22 protein-coding genes and 1 pseudogene are annotated in these 22,074 nt (G+C 56.2%); 15 read left to right on the top strand and 8 right to left on the bottom strand.

All coding sequences use genetic code 11. The features are described from left to right. Window positions 1–3 precede the first annotated feature (3 nt). From MMW58_RS23465 to MMW58_RS23455, 3 genes are read left to right on the top strand one after another with little or no spacing between them, the layout of a single operon-like run. Complete coding sequence (locus MMW58_RS23465) at window positions 4–864, top strand: ketose-bisphosphate aldolase (protein WP_159237654.1); 861 nt, start codon at window positions 4–6, stop codon at window positions 862–864. A gap of 48 nt (window positions 865–912) precedes the next feature. Further along, window positions 913–1,830: an ROK family protein gene (locus MMW58_RS23460; protein WP_241722220.1), complete on the top strand. Its 918-nt coding sequence runs from the start codon at window positions 913–915 to the stop codon at window positions 1,828–1,830. Continuing rightward, window positions 1,827–2,513, top strand: a complete 687-nt coding sequence (locus MMW58_RS23455; protein ID WP_241722219.1) for a D-lyxose/D-mannose family sugar isomerase — start codon at window positions 1,827–1,829, stop codon at window positions 2,511–2,513. Before MMW58_RS23460 ends, MMW58_RS23455 begins: the two co-directional genes overlap by 4 nt. A gap of 131 nt (window positions 2,514–2,644) precedes the next feature. Here the strand turns inward: MMW58_RS23455 and MMW58_RS23450 are convergent. Beyond that, window positions 2,645–3,015 (bottom strand): annotated as a pseudogene (locus tag MMW58_RS23450) (IS4 family transposase); the annotation flags it as partial. Window positions 3,016–3,352: 337 nt separating this feature from the next. On the opposite strand from MMW58_RS23450, the gene MMW58_RS23445 reads away from it, so the two are divergent. From MMW58_RS23445 to rbsK, 8 genes are all read left to right on the top strand, one after another. After that, window positions 3,353–4,183, top strand: a complete 831-nt coding sequence (locus MMW58_RS23445) for a DeoR/GlpR family DNA-binding transcription regulator (RefSeq protein ID WP_133601375.1) — start codon at window positions 3,353–3,355, stop codon at window positions 4,181–4,183. Window positions 4,184–4,242: 59 nt separating this feature from the next. After that, complete coding sequence (locus MMW58_RS23440; RefSeq protein WP_133601376.1) at window positions 4,243–5,229, top strand: substrate-binding domain-containing protein; 987 nt, start codon at window positions 4,243–4,245, stop codon at window positions 5,227–5,229. Window positions 5,230–5,231: 2 nt separating this feature from the next. Further along, window positions 5,232–6,764, top strand: coding sequence for a sugar ABC transporter ATP-binding protein (locus tag MMW58_RS23435; RefSeq protein ID WP_159237651.1), 1,533 nt, complete (start codon window positions 5,232–5,234; stop codon window positions 6,762–6,764). Next, a complete protein-coding gene (locus MMW58_RS23430) occupies window positions 6,757–7,746 on the top strand; it encodes an ABC transporter permease (protein ID WP_133601378.1) in 990 nt (329 codons plus the stop codon). The genes MMW58_RS23435 and MMW58_RS23430 overlap by 8 nt, the downstream gene beginning before the upstream one ends. 37 nt (window positions 7,747–7,783) lie before the next feature. Continuing rightward, complete coding sequence (locus tag MMW58_RS23425) at window positions 7,784–8,824, top strand: ABC transporter permease (protein WP_241723773.1); 1,041 nt, start codon at window positions 7,784–7,786, stop codon at window positions 8,822–8,824. A gap of 61 nt (window positions 8,825–8,885) precedes the next feature. Then, on the top strand, window positions 8,886–9,566 hold the full coding sequence (gene alsE, locus MMW58_RS23420) for a D-allulose 6-phosphate 3-epimerase (protein ID WP_133601379.1): 681 nt from the start codon (window positions 8,886–8,888) through the stop codon (window positions 9,564–9,566). A 14-nt stretch (window positions 9,567–9,580) separates the two neighbouring features. After that, complete coding sequence (gene alsK, locus MMW58_RS23415; RefSeq protein ID WP_241722218.1) at window positions 9,581–10,516, top strand: allose kinase; 936 nt, start codon at window positions 9,581–9,583, stop codon at window positions 10,514–10,516. Then, window positions 10,513–11,442 (top strand): ribokinase, encoded by a 930-nt coding sequence (rbsK, locus tag MMW58_RS23410; RefSeq protein ID WP_133601381.1) that lies wholly within the window; start codon window positions 10,513–10,515, stop codon window positions 11,440–11,442. Before alsK ends, rbsK begins: the two co-directional genes overlap by 4 nt. Window positions 11,443–11,458: 16 nt before the next feature. Here the strand turns inward: rbsK and MMW58_RS23405 are convergent, their stop codons facing one another. The 6 genes from MMW58_RS23405 to MMW58_RS23380 all read right to left on the bottom strand — a co-directional run bounded on the left by MMW58_RS23405 (window position 11,459) and on the right by MMW58_RS23380 (window position 16,683). Further along, on the bottom strand, window positions 11,459–11,710 hold the full coding sequence (locus MMW58_RS23405) for a helix-turn-helix domain-containing protein (RefSeq protein ID WP_371822944.1): 252 nt from the start codon (window positions 11,708–11,710) through the stop codon (window positions 11,459–11,461). A 532-nt stretch (window positions 11,711–12,242) separates the two neighbouring features. Beyond that, complete coding sequence (locus MMW58_RS23400) at window positions 12,243–13,073, bottom strand: oxidoreductase (protein ID WP_241722217.1); 831 nt, start codon at window positions 13,071–13,073, stop codon at window positions 12,243–12,245. 170 nt (window positions 13,074–13,243) lie between these two features. Then, window positions 13,244–13,918, bottom strand: a complete 675-nt coding sequence (locus MMW58_RS23395) for a Rossmann-fold NAD(P)-binding domain-containing protein (RefSeq protein ID WP_241722216.1) — start codon at window positions 13,916–13,918, stop codon at window positions 13,244–13,246. Window positions 13,919–13,929: 11 nt separating this feature from the next. Beyond that, the gene (locus MMW58_RS23390; protein ID WP_241722215.1) at window positions 13,930–14,937 is read right to left on the bottom strand and encodes an AraC family transcriptional regulator; all 1,008 of its coding nucleotides are present in this window, start codon (window positions 14,935–14,937) and stop codon (window positions 13,930–13,932) included. A gap of 269 nt (window positions 14,938–15,206) precedes the next feature. After that, on the bottom strand, window positions 15,207–15,686 hold the full coding sequence (locus MMW58_RS23385; protein ID WP_133601386.1) for a hypothetical protein: 480 nt from the start codon (window positions 15,684–15,686) through the stop codon (window positions 15,207–15,209). Window positions 15,687–15,945: 259 nt separating this feature from the next. Further along, a complete protein-coding gene (locus MMW58_RS23380; protein WP_241722214.1) occupies window positions 15,946–16,683 on the bottom strand; it encodes an SDR family oxidoreductase in 738 nt (245 codons plus the stop codon). A 552-nt stretch (window positions 16,684–17,235) separates the two neighbouring features. Between MMW58_RS23380 and MMW58_RS23375 the strand changes: the two genes are divergently transcribed. The 3 genes from MMW58_RS23375 (at window position 17,236) to MMW58_RS23365 (ending at window position 20,078) form a co-directional block, all read left to right on the top strand. Next, complete coding sequence (locus MMW58_RS23375; RefSeq protein ID WP_123706697.1) at window positions 17,236–18,027, top strand: MBL fold metallo-hydrolase; 792 nt, start codon at window positions 17,236–17,238, stop codon at window positions 18,025–18,027. 183 nt (window positions 18,028–18,210) lie between these two features. Then, window positions 18,211–19,062 (top strand): aldo/keto reductase, encoded by an 852-nt coding sequence (locus MMW58_RS23370; RefSeq protein WP_133601388.1) that lies wholly within the window; start codon window positions 18,211–18,213, stop codon window positions 19,060–19,062. Window positions 19,063–19,088: 26 nt separating this feature from the next. Then, on the top strand, window positions 19,089–20,078 hold the full coding sequence (locus MMW58_RS23365; RefSeq protein ID WP_241722213.1) for an aldo/keto reductase: 990 nt from the start codon (window positions 19,089–19,091) through the stop codon (window positions 20,076–20,078). Between the two features lie 34 nt (window positions 20,079–20,112). Here the strand turns inward: MMW58_RS23365 and MMW58_RS23360 are convergent, their stop codons facing one another. After that, a complete protein-coding gene (locus MMW58_RS23360; RefSeq protein ID WP_133601390.1) occupies window positions 20,113–21,006 on the bottom strand; it encodes a LysR family transcriptional regulator in 894 nt (297 codons plus the stop codon). Between the two features lie 148 nt (window positions 21,007–21,154). Here MMW58_RS23360 and MMW58_RS23355 point away from each other — a divergent pair, with 148 nt between their 5' ends. Continuing rightward, window positions 21,155–21,940 (top strand): SDR family oxidoreductase, encoded by a 786-nt coding sequence (locus MMW58_RS23355; RefSeq protein WP_159237642.1) that lies wholly within the window; start codon window positions 21,155–21,157, stop codon window positions 21,938–21,940. Window positions 21,941–22,074: the final 134 nt, after the last annotated feature.

Raw genomic sequence — 22,074 nt, 5'->3', positions numbered from 1 at the left:
AACATGTTAATTTCAATGAAAGAGTTACTGAAACCCACCCGCCAACACGGCTTCGCCATTGGTGCGTTCAACGTGGCGGATAGCTGCTTTATCCGTGCGGTGGTGGAAGAAGCGGAAGCCACCAACACGCCTGCCATTATCTCCATCCACCCCAGCGAGCACGATTTTGTCGGGGATACCTTTTTCAGCTATGTCCGCGATATCACGATGCGCAGCCCGGTACCGTTCACCCTGCACCTGGACCACGGCGCGTCCGTCGAGCATGTGCTGCGGGCAATCCAGTGCGGGTTCACCTCGGTGATGATCGACGGCTCGCTGCTGCCCTATGAAGAGAACGTGGCGCTGACCAAAGAGGTGGTGCGCCTGGCGCATGCGGTGGGTGTTTCGGTGGAAGGGGAACTGGGCACCATCGGCCAGACGGGCACCTCCGTGGAAGGCGGTGTGTCGAAAGTAACCTATACCGACCCGGCTCAGGCGGAAGATTTTATTGCCCGAACCGGGGCAGACACCCTGGCGGTGGCGATTGGTACGGCGCACGGCATTTACCCGAAAGGGATGCAGCCGGAGCTGCAAATGAACATTCTTCGCGATATAGCCGGGCGTCTAGATATTCCGCTGGTGCTGCACGGTGGTTCGGCCAACCCGGATGCGGAAATCGCTGAATCGGTGACTCTGGGCGTGGGCAAAATCAACATTTCCAGCGACATGAAACACGCCTACTTCCAGAAAGTGCGCGAGATCCTCGCCAGAGAAAGCTGGTGGGATCCGAATGTGATCTATCCGGATGCGATCAACGCCGCACGGGATGTGATCCGCCACAAAATGAAGCTGTTTGGATCGACCGGGAAAGCGTCACTCTACTAAGGCCATCGAGGCGGGTTCGCCCGCCTCTTTCGCAACAAGGAAAGGGATATGGACTACCTGGGGCTGGATATCGGCGGCACAAAAATCGCGGCGGTGGTGATGGATGCGCAGGGGCGGGAAATGGCCCGTTATCGCTGCCCGACGATAAAAGCGAGCTATTCGCAGTTTGTGGAATCGGTGGTCGCCTTTATCGACCAGATTCGCCATGACAGGCAACAGTCGATGATGACCGGGATTGCCCTGCCGGGCAGCGTCTCGCCGCTGAGCGGGCTGATTAAGAACTCGAATATTCAGGTGATTAATGGCCGTGCGTTGCAGACGGATCTCCAGCAATTACTGGGGCAGACGGTGGTGATGGCGAACGACGGCAACTGCTTTGCCTTGTCGGAAGCCTGCGACGGTGCAGGGCTGCAGCATGAAGTGGTGTTTGGCATTACGCTCGGTACCGGCTGCGGCGGCGGAATAGCCATCAATCGCCAGCCGTTCGTTGGCACGTGGGGGAATGCCGCCGAGTGCGGGCATATTACCCTGCCGGGCTACAGCGGGCGGCACGACGGGCCGCCAGCACGCTGTTACTGCGGCAAAGACAACTGCGTGGAGTCGTTTGTCTCGGGAACGGGCATCAGTAAGCGCTATCAGCTTCTTAGCGGGCAACATCTGTCGGGCGATGTGATTGTGACGCTGGCACAGCAGGGGGAACCTAATGCCGTACGACAGGTGGCGCGGTTTCGCCAGCAGCTTGCCCGTACGCTGGCAACGGTGGTGAACCTGCTCGACCCTGGCGTGATTGTGATTGGCGGCGGGCTGTCGAATGCGGCGTTGCTTATCGCGAACCTGGACGCTGACGTGGCCCCCTTCGTTTTTACCGATCATTTTTCTACCCCCATCGTGAAAGCCCATCACGGCGACAGCAGCGGTATGCGCGGCGCTGCCTGGCTCGCCATTCGAACCGGGAGAACAGAATGAAACGTTCACAGATTAACTATGCCATTGATAAAGCCCATGCCATCGCCGAGACGTTCCGGGTGTGCCTGCCGGAGTTTGCGTTTTTTACCGCCGATGCCTGGCGAAAGCAGCCGCTGGAGGAGTGGTGTGAGGTGCTGGATCTGCAACTGGGCTGGGACATCACCGATTTTGGCCGGGGTGATTTCGGCAAGATTGGCCTGACGCTGCTGACGTTGCGTAACGGCGCGCTGAATTCGAGCGCGTACCCGAAGCCGTATGCCGAAAAGATGCTGCAAATTCAGCAGGAGCAGCAGACGCCGTGGCATTTTCATACTCATAAGATGGAAGACATTCTGAACCGGGGCGGCGGCGATTTGTGTATGCAGCTCGGCTGGGCGACGGATGAGGCGTTGTTTGATGAGCGGCTCACGGTTGAAGTGAGCGTGGACGGGCGGCAACGTACGTTTAAGCCCGGCGAGACGCTGGTGTTAAAACCGGGGCAGGGTGTGTGCCTGCCGCCGCGTTTGTATCACCGTTTCTGGGCCGAGAAAGCGTTTGTGCTCGGCTGGGAGATTTCGATGGTCAATAACGATAAGCGCGATAACCATTTCCTCGAACCCGGCGGGCGTTTCCCGGCCATCGAGGAGGATGAGCCCGTGAAGTGGTTGTTATGCAACGAATACGATCGTTTGAATGTGACCTGATTTTCCCGGATACATCGTAAACGCCTTATCCGGGCTACGCATCGTACCGACGCGCCAGCGGGTTTCGGTGCCTGATGCGGCAGCGCTTTTTCTCCCTCTCCCTCAGGGCTGAGAGATCCCCAGTAATATGGTCAGTTCCCCATGACCATATTACTGTACTCTTTACCTAACGTTTTCAGTGCATTAACGACATTCAGCCGCCTCAGTATTCCGGACTCATCCGCAGAACCTCAACCGCCAGCCTCACATAAGGCAGGCTCCTTTTGTCTTTTATACTGTTTGCCTGATAGCGCAGGTGGCGCTGCTTTTTCTCCGCCAGACATCCTGCCTGCCACATTCCCAGACTCGCCATGGCTGCCACGACGCTCAGTACCGCCAGACGTCCCTTGCCCTGGCTGCGGCTCAGCCTCAGTCCGAACCCGAAACGCGGGCTTTTTTCATCCCGGAAGTTCTGCTCTATCTGCATCCGGCGACTGTACAGCGCCATTATCCGGCGGCGCGATTGTCGCCGCCGGTTTCTGCCGCAGTAGGGCGACAGCCCGCCGTCCATTTTCCCGCTAAACGGTCACTTCCTCGTAATCGGTCATTATCGGTCAATTATGGCCGCGAGGATTTGTGACCGTTTGCAAAATTATTTCTGTTCATTTATTGACCGCTCGACGATTTATTGCCGCTGGCGCCACAGATCGAGCATTTAACATTTCATCTATTCATCGCTTTTTTTGACAAATATCACATGACCCGCGCCGCGCCGGGCGGACGCAGTCGCTTTTGAGGAAGCCCGCATTCCGTATTCCACGGCCTGCGTATTCTATTAAACATCGGCAAGAGGAAAAAACATGCTGCCTGTAGAACGCCACCGCTTTATTACTGAAGTCCTCGCCCAGCGCGGGCGAATCCTGGTCCAGGAGGTTGCCGAACTGTGCCAGATTTCGCTGGAGACGGCGCGGCGCGATCTGGCTCTGCTGGAAAAGCGCGGACTGTTGGTGCGTAGCCACGGGGGCGCCGTGTTCGTCGAGCACCAGCACGCGGAAAAGCAGTACGTTCCGTCGCAGATCGAACAGGGGGAGTCTTTTCGCGAGCGCAGCAATCAGTCGCCGGACAGTAAAACGCGCATCGCGAAGCGGGCCCTGCAGTTTATCGATCCGGGAGATTGTCTGCTGCTCGACAGTAGTTCAACCAGCTGGTTTTTGGCGCGGCAGCTGCCGGATATCCCGCTGGTAGTGCTGACAAACTCGCTGCATATCATCCAGGCGCTGGCGGCGAAAGCTAACGTCAGAACCATCGGTCTCGGCGGCGAGTACTCGGCCAAATACGAAGATTTTATCGGCGTGTACGCCGAGCAGATGCTGAAAGAGTTCGCCATTAACAAACTGTTTTTCTCCTGCCATAGCATCAGCCATGAGGGGGGGATCAGAGAAAGCAACGAGCACCACGCGCGTTTAAAACAGCAAATGCTGCTCTCTTCAGAACACAAAATTTTGCTGGCGGATGCCAGTAAATTCGGTCGCAGTTCGTTTGCGCGGATATGCCACTACCGGGAAATTGACACTTTGATTACCGATCGTCTGGATGATGAGGAGTTTCGACAGGAGCTGGCCTGGAGCAACGTCAACGTGATTGACGTTGCTCCTTTACCCCTACACAAGAAAACCAAAAAACAGCCGTAGCGCCGGCGCCTTCTCGCCCGGTGATTGCGGAATAAGTTGAACATCTGTGGAGAAACTACATGAAAAAGTCTGTACTGGCCTGTTTGTTAGCTTCCGCTGTGCTGTCCGTAGCAGCGGCGCATGCCGCCGACAAAATCCGCATGGGCGTGGTGGTGAAAGTGGGCGGCAACGCCTGGTTCAACGCGATGGAAGCCGGGATTAAAAGCGAAGCGGCGAAGGAAGGTATCGATGCATGGCAGGTCGGCCCCACCAGCGACGATCCGGCGCTGCAGGTTCGCGCCATTGAAGACCTGATCGCCCAGAAAGTTGACATTATCGGCGTGGTGCCGAATGACGCGAAGGTGCTGGAGCCGGTGCTGAAACGCGCTCGCGATGCCGGTATCAAAGTGATTACCCATGAGTCGCCGAACCAGAAATACGCCAACTGGGACTTCGAAATGGTCGATGCCGCCCAGCTCGGTATTAACCACATGATCGCCCTCGCTAAGTGTATGAAAGAGAGCGGGGACTATGCGGTCTACGTCGGCAGCCTGACCGTGCCGCTGCATCAGAAGTGGGCCGACGCGGCGATCGATTACCAGAAAGCGCACTACCCAAATATGCACCAGCTTGGCGATAAGTTTGGCGTCGGCGAATCCCTTGACGACACCATCCGCACCACCAACGACCTGATGTCGAAAGATCAAAATCTGAAGGGCATTCTGGCGATCGGTTCACAGGGCCCGATCGGCGCCGGCCGGGCGGTGCAGAACCGCGGTAAGAATGGCGATATCTGCGTCTACGGCTCGTTCAGCCCGGGACAGGGGATCGCGCTGGTTAACAGCGGGGCGATCAACGGCGGCTATATCTGGAACCCGATGGTGGCCGGCGAAGTCTTCGTGCGCATGGCGAGCATGATCTCCAAAGGCCAGCCGATCGTTGACGGCATGGATATCGAAGGGATGGGTAAAGTGAAGGTTGACGAAACCACCCATACCATCCTCGGGAACAAAACCGAAAGTCTCGACAAGGCGAACCTGCCAAAACTGGTGAAAATGGGGCTGTAACGATGGCGATCTCCGGGATCTTCGCAACCCAAACGACGCCGCTGATTGCTGTGCAAAATCTGTCGGTGACCTTTGGCGGTCAGCGCGCGCTGAATGATATCTCTCTGCAGCTTATGCCCGGTGAAGTGCATTGCCTGGCGGGTACCAACGGCTGCGGCAAAAGTACGTTGATTAAGATTATCTCGGGGGTCTACCAGCCGGATGACGGTTGCACCATCACCCTCGCGGATAAGAACTTCCACACCCAGACATTCAGTCGGCTTAGCCCGGAACAGGCGCGCGGCTTTGGCGTCCAGGTGATTTACCAGGATCTGTCGCTCTTTCCGAACCTGAGCGTGGCGGAAAACATCGCCTTCGATCATAACCTGCACGGGCTGATGGGCTGGTATCGCCCATCGCGCCTGCGCGACACCGCCAGGCGTATTCTCAGCGAGCTGAACTACAGCCTGGATCTCGACGCTAAAGTCTCCTCGCTGCCGATAGCCCAGCGCCAGCAGGTGGCCATCTGCCGCGCGCTGGTGGCCGATGCCCGGCTGGTCATTATGGATGAGCCGACCGCGTCGTTGACCCGTACCGAAGTCAACCAGCTGCTGCGCACCGTACATTATCTGAAGAATAAAGGTATCAGCGTGGTGTTCGTCAGCCATCGCCTGGACGAAGTGCTGGAGATTTCCGACAGCGTGACCGTGATTCGCGACGGTAAGCGCGTCGGCACCTGGCCAGCGGCGGAGGTCAGCAGCGAACGTCTCACCGAACTGATGACCGGCCTCAAGCTGGACTACCGCCTGAAGGCCGCCAACCAGAACGATCGGCGGATCATGCTCGAGCTGGACAAGCTGAGCCGCGCGGGCCAGTACCGCGACGTCAGCTTTAAGCTGCACGCCGGCGAAGTGCTTGGCCTGTGCGGGCTGCTTGGCTCAGGGCGTACCGAGCTGGCGCTGAGCCTGTTTGGCATGACCCGCCCGGACAGCGGCAAAATTTACCTCGACAGTAAACCGGTGCGCTTTCGCGGACATGAAGACGCTATTAAATCGGGGATTGGCTACGTATCAGAAGACCGCCTGACGCTGGGGCTTATCCAGCAGCAGTCGGTCGGCGATAACACGGTGCTGGCGATCATGGATCGGCTGCGCAGCCGTTTTCATCTGATCGACGAATACCGCAAAAATAAAATCATCCAGCGCTGGATCGAAAAGCTGGGGGTCAAGGTCGCCAGCCCCGATCAGGCGATCTCCACCCTGTCCGGCGGCAACCAGCAAAAAATCGTGCTGGCGAAATGGGTGCTGACCCAGCCGAAGATTCTGATCCTCGACTCGCCGACGGTGGGCGTCGACGTCGGCGCCAAGGCCAGCATCTACCAGCTGATCCACCAGCTGGCGGAAGAGGGGATTTCGATCCTGCTGATCTCCGACGAAGTGCCGGAGGTCTATTTCAATTGCGATCGCGTCCTGCACTTTAGCGAAGGAACGGTAAAAGGCGAGTACCTGCCCGCCATGATTAGCCAACAACAGCTTGCGGAGGCGGTCAATGCTTAATCTCAACCGGTTACGTCCGTCCACCAACGAGGGCTACCTGGCCTGGGTGCTGGTGGCGCTGATCGTCACGTTCTCGCTGTTAAGCGATCGCTTTTTGACGCTGCAAAATCTGCTGGACCTGTCGGAAAGCTATGCGGTCAGCGGCATTTTTGCCCTCGGCCTGTTCGTGGTGCTGGTCACCGGCGGGATCGATATCTCCTTCGCCGCCGTCGCCTCGGTCGTGCAGTACATCATTGCGACGCTGGTGATTCATTACGGTCTGGCCAGCCCGAGCGGCACGATCTTACTGGCGATCGCCATCGGCACCCTCTTCGGCATGATTAACGCCGTGCTTATCTACTGTCTGCGCATCGTGTCGATCATCGTCACCATCAGCATGCAGTCGCTGCTGTTCGGCATGCTGATGTGGTTCACCAACGGCACCAGCCTGTACGACCTGCCGGGCTGGCTGGTTACCCCGCTCCAGGTGCTGCCGTTCAACATTGGTGACCGGCATTATCAGATTGGCCTGCCGCTGGTGGTGATGCTGGCCGTCGCCGCTCTGACCTGGATTCTGCTCAATAAAACCCATCTTGGCCGCCAGCTGTTTGCGGTCGGCGGCGACCAGGAGTCGGCGCGACGCATCGGCATTCGCGTCGGCGTGCTGCATCTGTTTGCCTACGGCTATCTCGGCGCGATGGCCGCCATCGGGGGCCTGGTGCAGGTCTATCGCGTGGGGGAAGTGGTGCCGAATGCGCTGGTCGGCGGCGAGCTTGACGTCCTGGCGGCGGCGGTTCTCGGCGGCGCCAGCCTGAACGGCGGTAAGGGGAGCGTCGTCGGTACCCTGATGGGGGTCTTCCTGATCGGCATTTTAAAGAACGGCCTCAACCTGGTGGGCGTTTCCAACTACTTCATGAACGTTGTCATCGGCATGACGATCGTAGTGGCTATCACCGTTACGCACTACAAAAAACGCAAAGAAACCGATGTCGGATTCGCATGAGGAACCTGCAATGTTAAGCAAAACTAAGGGGCTGAAAATGAACGCCAGCGGTACAGGGCTACGTTTCAAAGTGGATAGCACCACGGTAGGGCTGAGTTTACTGCTGCTGGTGGTCATTATCGGCTTCAGTCTGGCGCTGCCGGGGCGCTTCTTCAGCGACTCGACTTTTCTGAGCGTGGCTTTCCAGCTGCCGGAGCTGGGGCTGCTGACGCTGGCGATGTTTATTCCGATCCTCAGCGGCGGCTTGAACCTGTGCATCATCGCCACCTCGAACTTAACCAGCCTGCTGATGGCGTGGGTATTTCTCACCTATCTGCCGCCGGATGCCAGCCTCGGTCTGCAGGCGGTATGGCTGACCCTGGCCCTGGTGGGCGCCATGGTGCTGGCGATGGCCATCGGCATGCTGACCGGCGCGCTGGTGGCCTATATCGGCGCCCATCCGATCCTGGTCACCCTGGCCACCATGACGATGGTGAACGGTGTTGGCATCTACCTTTCCCGGGGTGCGGCCATCAGCGGGATGCCTGATATCGTGCGCTATATCGGCGCCGATACCCTGCTCGGCATCCCGGTGCCGCTGATTATCTTTCTGGCCACGGCGGTGCTGATCGCGGTATTCCTCGAACGCACCCGGCTGGGAAAATATATCTACATGAGCGGCAGCAACATCAACGCTACCCACTTCAGCGGCGTGAATACCCACCGGGTGCTGATCGCTATCTACGTACTGTCGAGCATGCTCTGCGTGATCGCCGGCCTGGTGATGATGGCGCGCTTTAACTCGGCGCGCATGGGCTACGGCGACTCCTATCTGCTGCTCACCGTGCTGGCGATTATTCTCGGCGGTACCGATCCGTTCGGCGGCTTCGGCCGGGTGAGCGGCGTGGTGCTCTCGCTGGTGGTTTTACAGGTGATTTCAACCGGCCTGAACCTGCTGAACGTCAGCCCGCATTTCAGCCTGGCGATGTGGGGCGCGGTGCTGATTGTGGTTCTCGGCCTCCGATTCTTCCGCACCCGCTATATGCAAAAGCGGGCGAGCAGGCTCAGCGCGGAAAAAGCCCGGGCGGCGCGCTCCTAGACCTGCCTTTTGATGAACTAACGACACGTATTTTCAATCTCTCTGCTTTCAGGAAAACATCATGGAATACAAAATATCTCCGTCGCTGATGTGTATGAGCCTAATCGATATTAAACAGCAGCTGGCGGTGCTGAATCGTCGCGCTGATATGCTGCACATCGACATCATGGATGGTCATTACGTCAAAAACATCACGCTGTCGCCGTTCTTCATCGAACAGATCCGCCCGCACACGCCGTTGACGCTCGACGTCCATATGATGGTGGAAAACCCCACCGACTTTATCGAACCGATCGCCAGAGCCGGGGCGGACTACATCTGCCCGCATGCGGAAACCATCAACCGCGACGCTTTCCGGGTGATCAATCAGATCCGTGCGCTGGGTAAAAAAGTCGGCGTGGTGCTGAACCCGGCGACGCCGGTGGAGTTTATCCAGCACTACATTCACCTGCTGGACAAGATCACCGTCATGACCGTGGATCCGGGCTACGCCGGCCAGCCCTTTATTCCGGAGATGCTGCAGAAAATCGCCCAACTGCGTGACCTCAAGCAGCAGCACAACCACCGCTATCTGATTGAGATCGACGGCTCATGCAACGTGAATACCTACCAGCGGCTGATGGCGGCAGGGGCGGAAGTGCTGATCGTCGGCAGCTCCGGTCTGTTCAATCTGGATACGGACCTGGACCGCGCGTGGGACAAGATGCTCGATCAGATGCGTCAGGCGCGTCAGGCAGCCTGAGGGCAGGAGAGGCTATGGCGCATTTTCTCGGTGTAGATATTGGCGGTACCAGTACGCGGCTGATACTGATGGACGACCAGCAGGTCTTTCAGGGCTATCAGAAGGTGGCCACCCGCAGCTGGGCTGATCTGCCGGACCCGATCGGCGGGCTTGAACAGCTGCTTGCCGCGTACCTGCAGGGCGTCAGCGTCCCGGTCTCCGGGGTGATGCTCGGGCTGCCGGGAATATTATCCCACGACCGCAGGACGGTGCTGTCGCTGCCGTTTATCCCGGCCCTCGACGGCCAGCCGGTGGCGCAGCTGCTTACGGCGCGGCTCGGGCTGCCCGTCGGTATGGACAAAGACGTTAACCATTTGATGTGGTGGGATTTAACTCGTCTCGACGAGCTTCCCGAGGTCGCGGTGGGCGTCTATCTCGGTACCGGCTTTGGCAACAGCCTGTGGCTGAACGGCGATTTTTATCACGGGGCGCACGGCGGCGCGGGCGAGATTGGCCATATTCCTCTCAAGGATAATCTTCTGCCCTGTCCCTGCGGTAAAACCGGCTGCGTTGAAACCCTGACCTCCGGCAGTTGGCTCAGCGGCTGGGCCCGGCGGCACGCGCCGGAGACGGCGATGTCGGAGCTGTTTGTTAAGCACGGCGATCGTGCGGATTTACAGGCCTTTGTCGAGCGGCTGGCCTGCACTATCGCCAGCGAGATGAATATTCTCGACCCGCAATACCTGGTGCTCGGCGGCGGGGTGCTGGCGATGGCCGGTTTCCCGCAGGAGACGCTGCAACGTTTGATTCGTTCGCACCTGCGCAGCCCGTATCCGGCCAACGGCCTGATCATTACGCTCAGCGGCGCTTCCGACGAAACCGGCTGCCGCGGCGCCTGCCTGGCGGCGCAGCGGCGTTTTAAACCACAACAACTATCGCAGCGGCATTTTCCACTCAGGAGAGAGGCATGAATAAGGGCAAGGTGTGTGTGTTTGGATCATTCAACCTCGACATTGTCGCCGGGATGAGCCGTTTTCCACAGCCGGGAGAATCGCTGATTGCCCGCAACAGTATGATGGGCGCGGGCGGTAAAGGGGCCAACCAGGCCGTTGCCGCGCTGCGGGCCGGAGCGCGGGTACACTATATTGGCAAGGTGGGGCGCGATGATTTCGGCACTTTCGCGCGCCGCCATCTCGACAACGCGGGGTTTGACGCGGTCACGCTGTTTACCACCGGCGAATGCCCAACCGGCAACGCGCTGATTTACGTTGCTGGCGCCGATGCGGAAAACATGATTGCGGTGGATCCCGGCGCCAACCTCACCGTGACGGACGAAGAGGTTGAGCAGTGCCGCCCGGCGATTGCGGCAGCGGATATTTTGCTGACCCAGCTGGAAAACAATCTCTCGGCCATTGAGAAGCTGATCGGCATCGCCAAAGCGAGCGGGACGTTTATTATTCTCAACCCCGCGCCGTTCCAGGCGGTCCCCGACGCTCTGCTGGCGCAGGTCGATTTGCTCACCCCTAACGCGACCGAGTGTACGCTGCTGACCGGCATTGAGGTACAGGATGTCGCCTCGGCGAAGGTGGCCGCCGAAGCGCTGCACGCGAAGGGGATTAAGGCGCTGATCGTCACCCTCGGGACGCAAGGGGCGCTGCTCTCCGTGGCGGGAAAAACCGCGCTGGTGGCGGCATTCCCGGCGGTGCCGGTCGATACCACCGGCGCAGGCGACGCCTTTAACGGCGCGCTGGCATCGCAGCTCGCCGCCGGAGCCGATCTCGCTGATGCCGCTCGTTTCGCTTCGGCCTACGCCTCGGTGTGCGTGGAGCGGGCGGGCGCCGCTTCGTCGATGCCGAGCTATGAGGAGGCGCGAGCGCGGCAGACGGCAGCGGTTTAATCCGGCCTGTCCCTTCTCAGGCGCAGTTCCTGGCCAGACTTACCTTGCGGTACCGCCGCGGCGTCTGGCCTATCATCTTTCTGCAGCAGGTAATAAAGTCGGTCACTTCGCGAAATCCAACCTCGGCGGCAATCTCATCAATACTGGCGGTGGTGTTGCGCAGGAGATCGCAGCTGCGTTTGATTCGGCGTGTCAGCAGATACTCACGGATGCTGCCGCCCGTCTGCTGGCGAAATCTTCGCGAGGTGTAGCTGCGCGGCAGCTTCAATGCCCCGCGAGTTCACCCGGCGAAAATTTTATTGAGGGCTCAGTACGAGCAGCGGCTTTATAAAGGCTAAAGTGGCGTGGTCGTGGTGAAGAGCTGTTGCATGCGAGTAGCTGCTGTGCGCGAGGAGGGGAAGTCTCTGAAGTTCAATGATCGGCATGATGCACAGTCTCTCATATGGAAATGCAGGTCAGAAGCATGGCCGATAGCTGATAAGCTATCGGCCATAGAATGCGTGAGGATATAATATGACGTTTGACCGAATTCCCCTGGGCTGCGTTAGACAGACCCTCCCATTTTTCCCATTCAGCCAGTCTGGTCTCATAGGCTTTGCGGAACAGAGGCATGCCTTCGGTGCCAGGGAAAATTCGTAGCGGCGGTTGTTGCGCATCGACAATGTTAAGTATCCCCCTCTTTCGTGTGCCGCTTCTGCCCAGATATGACCAAACCCGCGTGCCGCTCCTGTGATGAACCAGATTTTCGATGCCATGGTATTTACCTCATGCGTTGAAAATGCCGCTACGTTAGTTACGGCTCATCGGGTCTGACTGAGAATGATGCGGTCAAATATACGGTCGCCCAGCCAGACGCGCATGCGGATGAGCATCTTTGCAAACTTACCGGCCGCATAGCGTGTACGCGGGTTATCGCTGCTCGCTGCACGGGATACCACCTCCGCAATGACCTCCGGAGAAGTGCCTGTACCCTGTCCGTACGTTTTTTTTATCGACATAGCCACCGTTTTCACCAGATGACCATAAGGTCCGCTGGCCGAACGCCTGACAATACTGTCACTGGCGACATCGCCGAAGCCTGTCTCTATCACTCCCGGTTCAACGATCACGACCTTTATCCCGAACCCGGCGACTTCCAGCCTGAGGCAGTCTGACCAGCCTTCCATTGCGTGTTTGGTTGCGTGGTACCATGCTCCCAGAGTGCTGTACATCTTTCCGCCCATGGAGGTGATGTTGATAATATGACCGGAGCGTCTGGCTCTCATCGCAGGGAGCAGCAGCTGCGTGAGCCGTGCTGCACCGAACAGATTGATCTCAAACTGATAACGCGCTTCGTCGATACCGATCTCCTCCACGGGGCCGTAGAGGCCAAAACCGGCGTTATTCACCAGTACATCGACACCGCCGGTCTGGGCCAGGATGGTATCCACGCCGGATACAATTTCCTTGTCGACAGAAATATCCATCCGAAGCGGCTGCGCACCAAGAATGGCCAGATCGGCCATTTTCTCAACGCTGCGGGCGGCAACGTAAACCTGATAGCCGTCCTGAATCAGACAGCGGGCAATGGCCTTGCCCATGCCGGACGATGCGCCGGTGACCAGCGCGGTTTTCTTTTCCTGAGTAAACATAGGCACCTCAATGAAGGAATTGCGTCCAGTTTGCCCGATCTAATGCCTGAACCCTCTTGCGCTACGTGCCAGAGTGCTTGCCGAAGGTGCCATGCGGGGCAGGAAGCGGGCCTTGTTCAGATAAACGGGAGTGCTGTAACGCTGATCGATAAGGTTTACGTTCTGTCATTTCACGCTGACCCGGTTCCCGATTTGATCAGCTGGTCGGAAGAGAGAACAACAACGCCTTTACTGATGGGGACTTTTTGCGTCAGCGCCCGGGCAACAGCCAGAGCCCTTACGGGTTTGTAAGCCCCGGGAAGAAAGGGAGATAACAGTCTGGCTATCGGTATGGAAATCATCTCCCCCAGGCGAACGGGTTGTCCCAGCCCTGAGCGGTAGTCAAGCAATAAAGACGGTCGCGCAATCACCAGCGAGGTTAGCGGCAGTGCTCTCAGCGCATCTTCCAGCTCTCCCTTAATACGGGTGTAAAACATGGACGATTTAGCATTTGCTGCCCCAGCGCTGACCAGTCCTATACGGCTGACCCCCGCCCATATAGCGGCCTGCGCAACGGCCAGATTTGCGTCAAAATCCACGGCCCGGAACGCCGCTTTACTGCCGGCGACTTTTATTGTTGTACCCAGTGCAAGGTAGGCTTCATCCGCATGAGGAAGCTGCGGCAGTGAGGTGAAGTCAACCAGATGGACCTGCAGCTTTGGGTGGCTGACGTTAAGTGGCTTACGGCTCAGGGCGTGAACGCAGGACACCCCGGCGTCATGCAGAAGGATCTGCAGTAACTGTCCACCAACCAGACCTGAGGCTCCTGCAAGCAATACAACGCGATTATTTTTGGGGATGGTCATGATTATCTCTTTTAGTTAGGACGCATGGTTGCCCTGACCGTTTCAGGGGTCTGGCCGGTCCAGGTCATAAAAGCACGGTAGAATGAATTCGGGTCTTCAAAACCCAGCAGGAATGCGATTTCGTATCCGGGCAGGCTGGTATTGCCCAGGTAGTGGCGGGCCAGATTTTCGCGACAGGTATTGATAAGGGAGCGAAAATTCTCCCCCTCATCCTCAAGTCTTCGCTGCAGTGTGCGTTTACTCATCCCCAGGCGCTCTGCGGTTTTCTCGATGGTGGCTTCGTTACCCGGTAGCAGCTCCAGAAGTACCGCGCGCACGCGTTCAGAGGTTGAAGCCGTTACATCCAGCTCACTAAGACGCCGCCGCAGCCCAGGCTCAAAGACCAGCCACATGCCTTCATTCATCGTCAAAAAAGGCCGCATGGCATCAGCGGCGGCAAAGCTGATGGCTGGTTTTTCACCGGGTGAAATGACCGTACCGAAGAACCGCTTAAAATGCCCGGCCTGTGCTCCTGCGGGAAGCTGCGGGAGCTGGACTTTTAATGCCCTGATTGGTTCTCGTGTTGCAAGCCGCGCGAGTTGCAGTAAGAAAGCCAGTTCAGCTACCTGCAGGGATGTGGGGATATTTGTGGCGGACAACCAGCGCGGTGAAACGGTCAGAATGCCGTTACGATCGACGGCCGTCTCCAGTACCATTGGCGCAATGAGCTGCTTATATCTTGTAAGTCGCTGTACGGCCTGCATCATATTAGTGCTGCACAGTGCGGCGAAAAGCGGCGGATCGAATACTTCAGCTGAAACTTTTGCGATAAGGGGCAGGGGAAAAGCAGGATCGTTCATTCCTGTTTCTATTGCATGCCACAAACGAACGTATTCTTCAGTATCGAGGCCACTTTCTGCCTTTGAAAAGGTGTCGTCTGGCAGGCGCGCTTTTCGCAATATGTCTGGCGGCGTAAGCCCGACGTCTTTGAGCAACGTTCTCCAGCCGATATTGAGAGAGAAGGTACGGTTACGTGCCATTTTCAGGTTCCTGACGTGAAAAATTTACAGCGATGGAGCGGGTATCATATTCTTTTAAACCTGAAGCCTGCATTCTAAATGCGCCATAGTTATGGCAAATCACGCCATCATCTGTACTGTCTGTTGGCGGACAAATTTAGGGCAAGAGATAGATATCCGTTTCTGACACGGAGCGGGCCGTCTGAAGAACGGAGGGGGCTGCTATGAGCGAAGAGCGGAAGTTTGCAATAGCTCTGCCGCCCCCGTGACAGGATAGGTGGTGTTGTCACTCACTCTATCCAGGGTACAGGTTCACCAATATAAGTGTGTGTGCAGCAGCGGCAAGTCACCACGACGTCCTTTTTCTTAATTGAAGGGTTTACCTGTTGTAGAATTCCATTCTCATCAACAAACAGACCCGGATAAAAACTGCTTTCGCCAATGCAGACTAAATCCCTTCGTTGATGCTCATGTAGCGCGACCAACCAGAATACAGGTTCGGTAGTATCAAGACGTCCACATACTTCGCTGAATATTTCATTCCACGGTTTGCCAATCTGTCTAATCAGAAAATGAAATAACGGTGTGTAGTCTCGCCCCCGCTTCTGTCTGCCATGCATTGTCTCGCGCTTTGCCAGTAGCTCATCTCCGGCTTTTTTACGATTGCGTTCCCAGCGATACTCAGCACCTGGATTATTAGAATGGTGCTGCGTAGTCGTGTTGACGCTACGATACAGTTTACGGGGCTTATTCAGTTGATGAGTACGCATAGCCTGGTCTCGTGCATCCTTTATTCTTTGAGTTAGTAATCCCTGTCGGAACTAGATTCAATAGTATTGACTACATAAAAAATGACCATACTTAAAGGCAGTCTTATTCTGCTGAAATACCTTCCTACTAACAACTACCAAAAAGTCCACACTGGAACAGAGCAAACAAGTGCCAGGGGCGAAGGTCTGCTCCTGGCACGGAGCGGCCTGACTTTAGGTGCATGGGGGCTGCGCGGTTTAACGCCGTCAGGCCCAGGCCTTAATATGCCAAATCTTCGCGAGTGGGCCCTTGAAAGTAGATAGTACTAATATGGCAACTGCGGGGTTGAGTCAGCACAAAACGAATCGTTTCCCAGACAGAACGTCCATCCATGAGACGTTCTCCCATTCTGGAATGATTATCGACAGGCGCTTCTAACCCGGTAACGTCGAAATCCGGTGGGTACAACCCGGTTACCCGTATGTTTTCTTTGGATAATTGTTTTGACAGCTTAGTTGTAAAACCGCTAAGTCCATGCTTGCTGGCAAAAAAAGCGGGATGGGCGACTGAGTCGGTAAAATTCGGAATACCGCATACGGATATAATCGAAACGATGTCAGCACCATCTGAGCGCCTTAATCCTGGAAGCAATGCCTGTGTGAGCAGAATTGAACCCGTCAGACCTGAACTGATGGTATTAAGGATCTCGGTGTTTGATTGATCGTCTACTGTCCCTGACAGCCACTGAGCGGCATTGAGAATTAAAATATCTACAGGCTTGTCTGAGTTTAAGAGCTGTGAAGAAAACTGAGAAATGGATTCGGGCTGAGTTAAATCACATATATACCCTTTTGCATCACCACCTTCAGCGGTGATGATGCTGCAGGTTTTTTCAATATCATCAACCCGTCGAGCAGAAAAACTCACCTCCACTCCCTCTTGCGCCAGCCAAACGCATAATGCCTGACCGAATCCTCCACCGCCTCCAGTGATAACTGCTCTTTTTCCTCTCAGCATAGTCATGCTTCCTTTTCGTGATGAGTATGTGTCGATGGATATATAGCATGGTGGGGTAGGGTGACATCTTCCAGTTAGTGCCATTTATATCGCGGGATACAGACTGCCGTTTGCACGTTTATCAGGGAGCAGCAACCTCCGCTTCTGGCACGAAGCGAACGTCCAGTGATAAGAATTTATATGCAGCCAGCGTGCTCGTGATTTGTCAGATGCAGAATCGGTAGTAATAAACAATGTATGTCCCCACTACAGGCGCCCGATGCCCATATCCAGGGGATAATAACGCTCCGCGCATTTCCAGCGCGGATCCATCCAGTTTTACCGCAGGATTATGCGCGCCAATAAAAAGACAAAAATACCTTTAGCTACCAGAACCAGAAGCAAGACAAAATAGAACCCTCTTTGCCTGTTTTGACCATCCTCGCTAAGCGGCAGCACGAACGGGCACATCCTTGTGTATCTGTGTGCCATGCTGACTGTGTTTTTTATCCGATGCGCGGCCGTGCTCTGCCCCCTTGCCGCTGGCTCAGACGGAAAAATAAGGAGGACTCAATGATCGTTTTATGCAAAACCTGCGGCACATCCTATGAGATAACCGACTCCCGCCCGCAGCAGTGTAATATCTGCGAAGATGAACGCCAGTATGTCCCCGCTAGCGGGCAGAAATGGATCGATTTTGACGTCCTTTGCGCGACGCACACAAATAAGTGGCAACAACACGACGGCGATCTCCTCAGCATCCGCACCGTCCCTGATTTTGCGATCGATCAGCGCGCGTTTATTCTGCGTACCCCGCAGGGCAATATTCTATGGGACTGCATTGCCACGCTCGACGACGCCACGAAAATGCTAATAACGTCCCTGGGCGGGCTGAAGGCCATCGCGATATCGCATCCGCATTACTACACCACCATGCAGGATTGGGCTGAAGAATTTAGCGTCCCGATTTACCTTCATGCCAGTGATAGCAAATGGGTCATGCGCGACAGCCCCTGGATTACCTTTTGGGAAGGCGACAGCCTAAATCTGACTCGTGACGTCAATGTGATACGTCTCGGAGGGCACTTTGCCGGCGGCTGTGTTCTGCACTGGATGCGAGATGAGGGCGTAGTGCTTTCGGGCGATATCGTTCAGGTCACCCCTGGCGCGCATGCCGTCTCCTTTATGTGGAGCTACCCTAACATGCTGCCGTTGCCAGCCGCAGCGGTCAGCGACATTATCCAGCGCCTGGGTACGGTCAAATTTAAAAAACTCTACGGTGCGTTTGAAGGAAAAGACATTACGCAAAACGCCGATGAAATCGTGCGTCGTTCAGGCGAAAAGTATATTTCCTGCCTCAGATAAACGGGCGGCTAATAACCCCGGACGAAGGGTGAGCCTGGAAAAATAGCGGCTGATCGAATGATTGCACGCCGACGTCAGCCGTATTAATGAACTCATCTAATAAACCCTAGCTAATTACCCTATCTAATCGAATAAATTGCTTTGCGTTATGCTTTTCCCACACAACAGCTGAAGGATAACGTCATGCAAACTGTAAAACTGAACAACGGTATTGAAATGCCCCTGCTGGGCTTTGGTGTGTTTCAGATGTCTGATGCTGCCGAATGCGAGAGAGCCGTTATTGATGCCATCGATACGGGATATCGCCTGATCGATACCGCGGCTTCTTACCAGAATGAAACCCAGGTCGGGAACGCGCTGAAGCAGACGGGGATCGCCCGCAACGAACTCTTTGTCACCACCAAACTTTGGCTGCAGGATACCCATTACGCAGGGGCTAAGGCGCAGTTCGAGCGCTCTCTGAACCGGCTGCAGCTGGACTACGTTGATCTGTACCTGATTCACCAGCCCTACGGCGACGTCCACGGAGCGTGGCGCGCGATGGAAGAGCTGCAGCAGGCTGGCAAAATTCGCGCGATTGGCGTCAGCAACTTCCACCCTGACAGACTGGCCGATCTTATCGCTTTCAACAAGGTCGCGCCGGCGGTAAACCAGATTGAAGTTAACCCCTTCAACCAGCAGCTGCACGCGGTGCCGTGGAATCAAAGCCGTGACATTCAGCCGGAAGCCTGGGCGCCGTTTGCCGAAGGCAAAAATGGTCTGTTCCAGCACCCCGTGTTAACGGCGATCGGCCAGAAGTATGGCAAGAGCGTCGGCCAGGTTGTTCTGCGCTGGATCTTCCAGCGGGGCATCGTTTCGCTGGCGAAATCGGTACGCAAAGAGCGCATGGCGGAGAACATCAACGTTCTCGATTTTGAACTCAGCTCTGCAGATATGCTGCAGATTGCCGCCCTGGACACCGCAACCAGCGCCTTCTTCTCCCATCGCGATCCGGCAATGGTGGAGTGGCTGACCGGCCGCAAACTTGACGTTTAAGCCACGACAAAAGAGGTACTTATTCAATGCAAACACGCTATCTGGGCAACTCCGGACTTGAAGTGTCGGCCCTCGGACTCGGCTGCATGGGGCTGAGCCACGGCTACGGCCCGGCAACGGATACCCGTCAGGCTATCGAACTCATTCGCGCCGCGGTTGAACGCGGCGTCACCTTCTTTGATACCGCCGAAGTGTATGGCCCATACCTCAATGAAGAGGTGGTTGGCGAAGCCTTAAAACCCTTTCGCGACCGGGTGGTCATCGCCACCAAGTTTGGTTTTACCTTCGGGGATGACAACCGGCAGCAGATTTTAAACAGCCGGCCGGAGCATATCCGCCAGGCCGTTGAAGGGTCATTGCGCCGTCTCAAAACGGAGGTTATCGATCTGCTGTACCAGCATCGCGTCGATCCTGAGGTCCCCATTGAAGATGTGGCCGGAACGGTAAAAGATCTGATTGCCGAAGGAAAGGTCAAACACTTCGGCCTTTCCGAAGCGGGTGCGCAGACCATCCGACGTGCGCATAGCGTACAGCCGGTCGCTGCGCTGCAAAGCGAATATTCCATGTGGTGGCGCGAGCCTGAAAGGGAGATCCTGCCGCTGCTGGCCGAGCTGGGCATTGGGTTCGTGCCGTTCAGTCCGCTAGGCAAAGGATTCCTGACCGGTTCTATCAGGGCCGGAACCTCGTTTGGTCAGGACGATTATCGCAGCACGGTGCCGCGTTTCGCCGCGCAAGCGATTGAAGCCAATGAACAGCTGGTCACCTTGCTGGGCGCACTGGCAGCCGAAAAAGGCGTAACGTCGGCGCAAATCGCGCTGTCATGGCTGCTGGCACAAAAACCGTGGATTGTTCCCATCCCCGGCACGACCAAACTGCACCGTCTGGAGGAGAATCTGGGCGCCGTGGACATTACGCTGTCTCAGGATGATTTACGCCAGGTCACGCAGGCGCTTGAAACGATAAAAATCGTCGGCGAGCGCTACTCGCCTGAGCATCAGGCTCGGGTAGGCCGTTAAGACCCTGGCTGGTTCGCCGCGCTCGGCGGGCCAGCTATTCAGCGTAGCGAAGGGCGTCGATCATTAACGCAAAAGCGGGCGGGTGCTGCTTGCGGCTGGGGTAATAAAGATAGTATCCGGGGAAAGAAGGGCACCACTCCTGCAGAACCTGAATGAGCTCCCCCGACTGGACATAACCTTCAACCATATTTTCTGGAACGCAGGCGATGCCAAAGCCAGAGAGAACGGCATCTATTCTTTCCGCCAGCAGGTTAAACGTCACCTGTCCCTCGACCCTGACGCGCAGCGGTTTGCCATCCTTCTCGAACTCCCAGTGATACAGGCCGCCGGCGGTAGGCAGGCGCATATTGATGCAGCGATGGTTTTGTAGCTGGTGCGGCGTTTCAGGCGCGGGGTTAGCGGCGAAATATACCGGTGCACCGACCACCGCCATTCGCATATCTGCGCCTATCTTTACGGCGATCATATCCTTATCCACGCTTTCGCCGAGGCGGATCCCAGCGTCAAAGCGCCCCTCAACGATATCGACAAAACCATTATCCACGACCAGTTCGATATTGATTTCCGGATATTCCCTGAGAAAGGGTTTGAGCTTCGGCCAGACCAGGCTCCGGGCGGCATGCTCCCCGGCGGATAAGCGGATATTACCGGAGGCGGTGCCGTTCAGCTGAACCAGCGACTCCAGCTCCTGCTCGAGGTCGGCAATGCGGGGCTCAAGGCAGGCAATAATTCTTTCACCTGCTTCGGTAGGAGCCACGCTGCGGGTGGTTCGGGTCAAAAGGCGGATGTTTAGCCGTTCTTCCAGCGCTTTCATCGCGTGGCTAAGCGCTGACTGGGAAACGCCAAGCTTACCCGCGGCTTTGGTAAAACTTCGCTCTCGTGCCACCACAAGGAAGATTTGGAGTTCGTTGAAGTTTTCTTTGAGCATTGGCGGTTTCCTTATTGAAACATTCCCCCCAAAGAGAACTCATGAAGGGCGTTCATAGACACAATCATTTTAGCCCTGTTACTGACAATAATGATAATTGATATTCTATCCCTATCAAAAATATGTCTGAATTATCAGAAGGTTTATTATGAAAATACTCGTTGCCGGCGCGACAGGAAGTATCGGACTTCACGTCATGAATAGCGCAATCGAAATGGGCCATCGGCCCGTGGCGCTGGTCAGAAATCGGCGTAAGGTGAAGTTGCTTCCTCGCGGAAGCGATATTTTTTACGGCGACGTTTCGCTGCCCGAAACGCTGAACGATGTGGCGAAAGATATTGATGCCGTTATTTTTACGCTCGGTTCAGATGGGCAGGGGCGTATTGGCGCCAGGGCGATAGATTATGGCGGCGTGCGTAATATCCTCATAATGTTTAAAGAGAAGCCTGTTCGCATCGCTTTAATGACCACGATTGGCGTCACCGAGCGGCTCAGCACCTGGAATCAACGCACCGAGGTTCATGACTGGAAAAGGCGCGCCGAGCGTCTGGTCAGAGCCAGCGGTCATCCCTATACCATCGTCAGGCCGGGCTGGTTTGATTACAACAATGATGATGAGCAGAGGATCGTGATGCTCCAGGGCGATCGGCGCCACGCCGGAACGCCGGATGATGGCGTGATATCCAGAGCTCAAATCGCCCGGGTGCTGGTGAGCGCCCTGACCAGCGATGCGGCAAAAAATAAGACCTTCGAGCTGGTGGCCGAGCAAGGGCAAGAGCAGGCGGATCTCTCGCCGCTGTTTGCGGCTCTCAAGAACGACAGTCCGCAAAGAAACGAGGGAGTCTTAGATATGGACAATATGCCTCTCAATGAAGAGCCAGAGTGCGTGATTAACGAGCTAAACCTGTTGTCCAAACGGGTCACATCGATTTAATAACCCTGACAATTTTGTCATATAGCGGTCAGTCTTATGACAGCTTCGATCTGTATATTTAAATATACAGACGCAGGACGTTCCTCCTGATCCGAGTCCAGTTTCAAACATACAGTTTATAAGAGGTATTGGAT

The sequence above is a fragment of the Klebsiella sp. HC6 genome, assembly GCF_022605325.1.
Classification (GTDB): Bacteria; Pseudomonadota; Gammaproteobacteria; order Enterobacterales; family Enterobacteriaceae; genus Klebsiella; species Klebsiella terrigena.
This window is presented reverse-complemented; position numbering and strand designations above follow the sequence as displayed.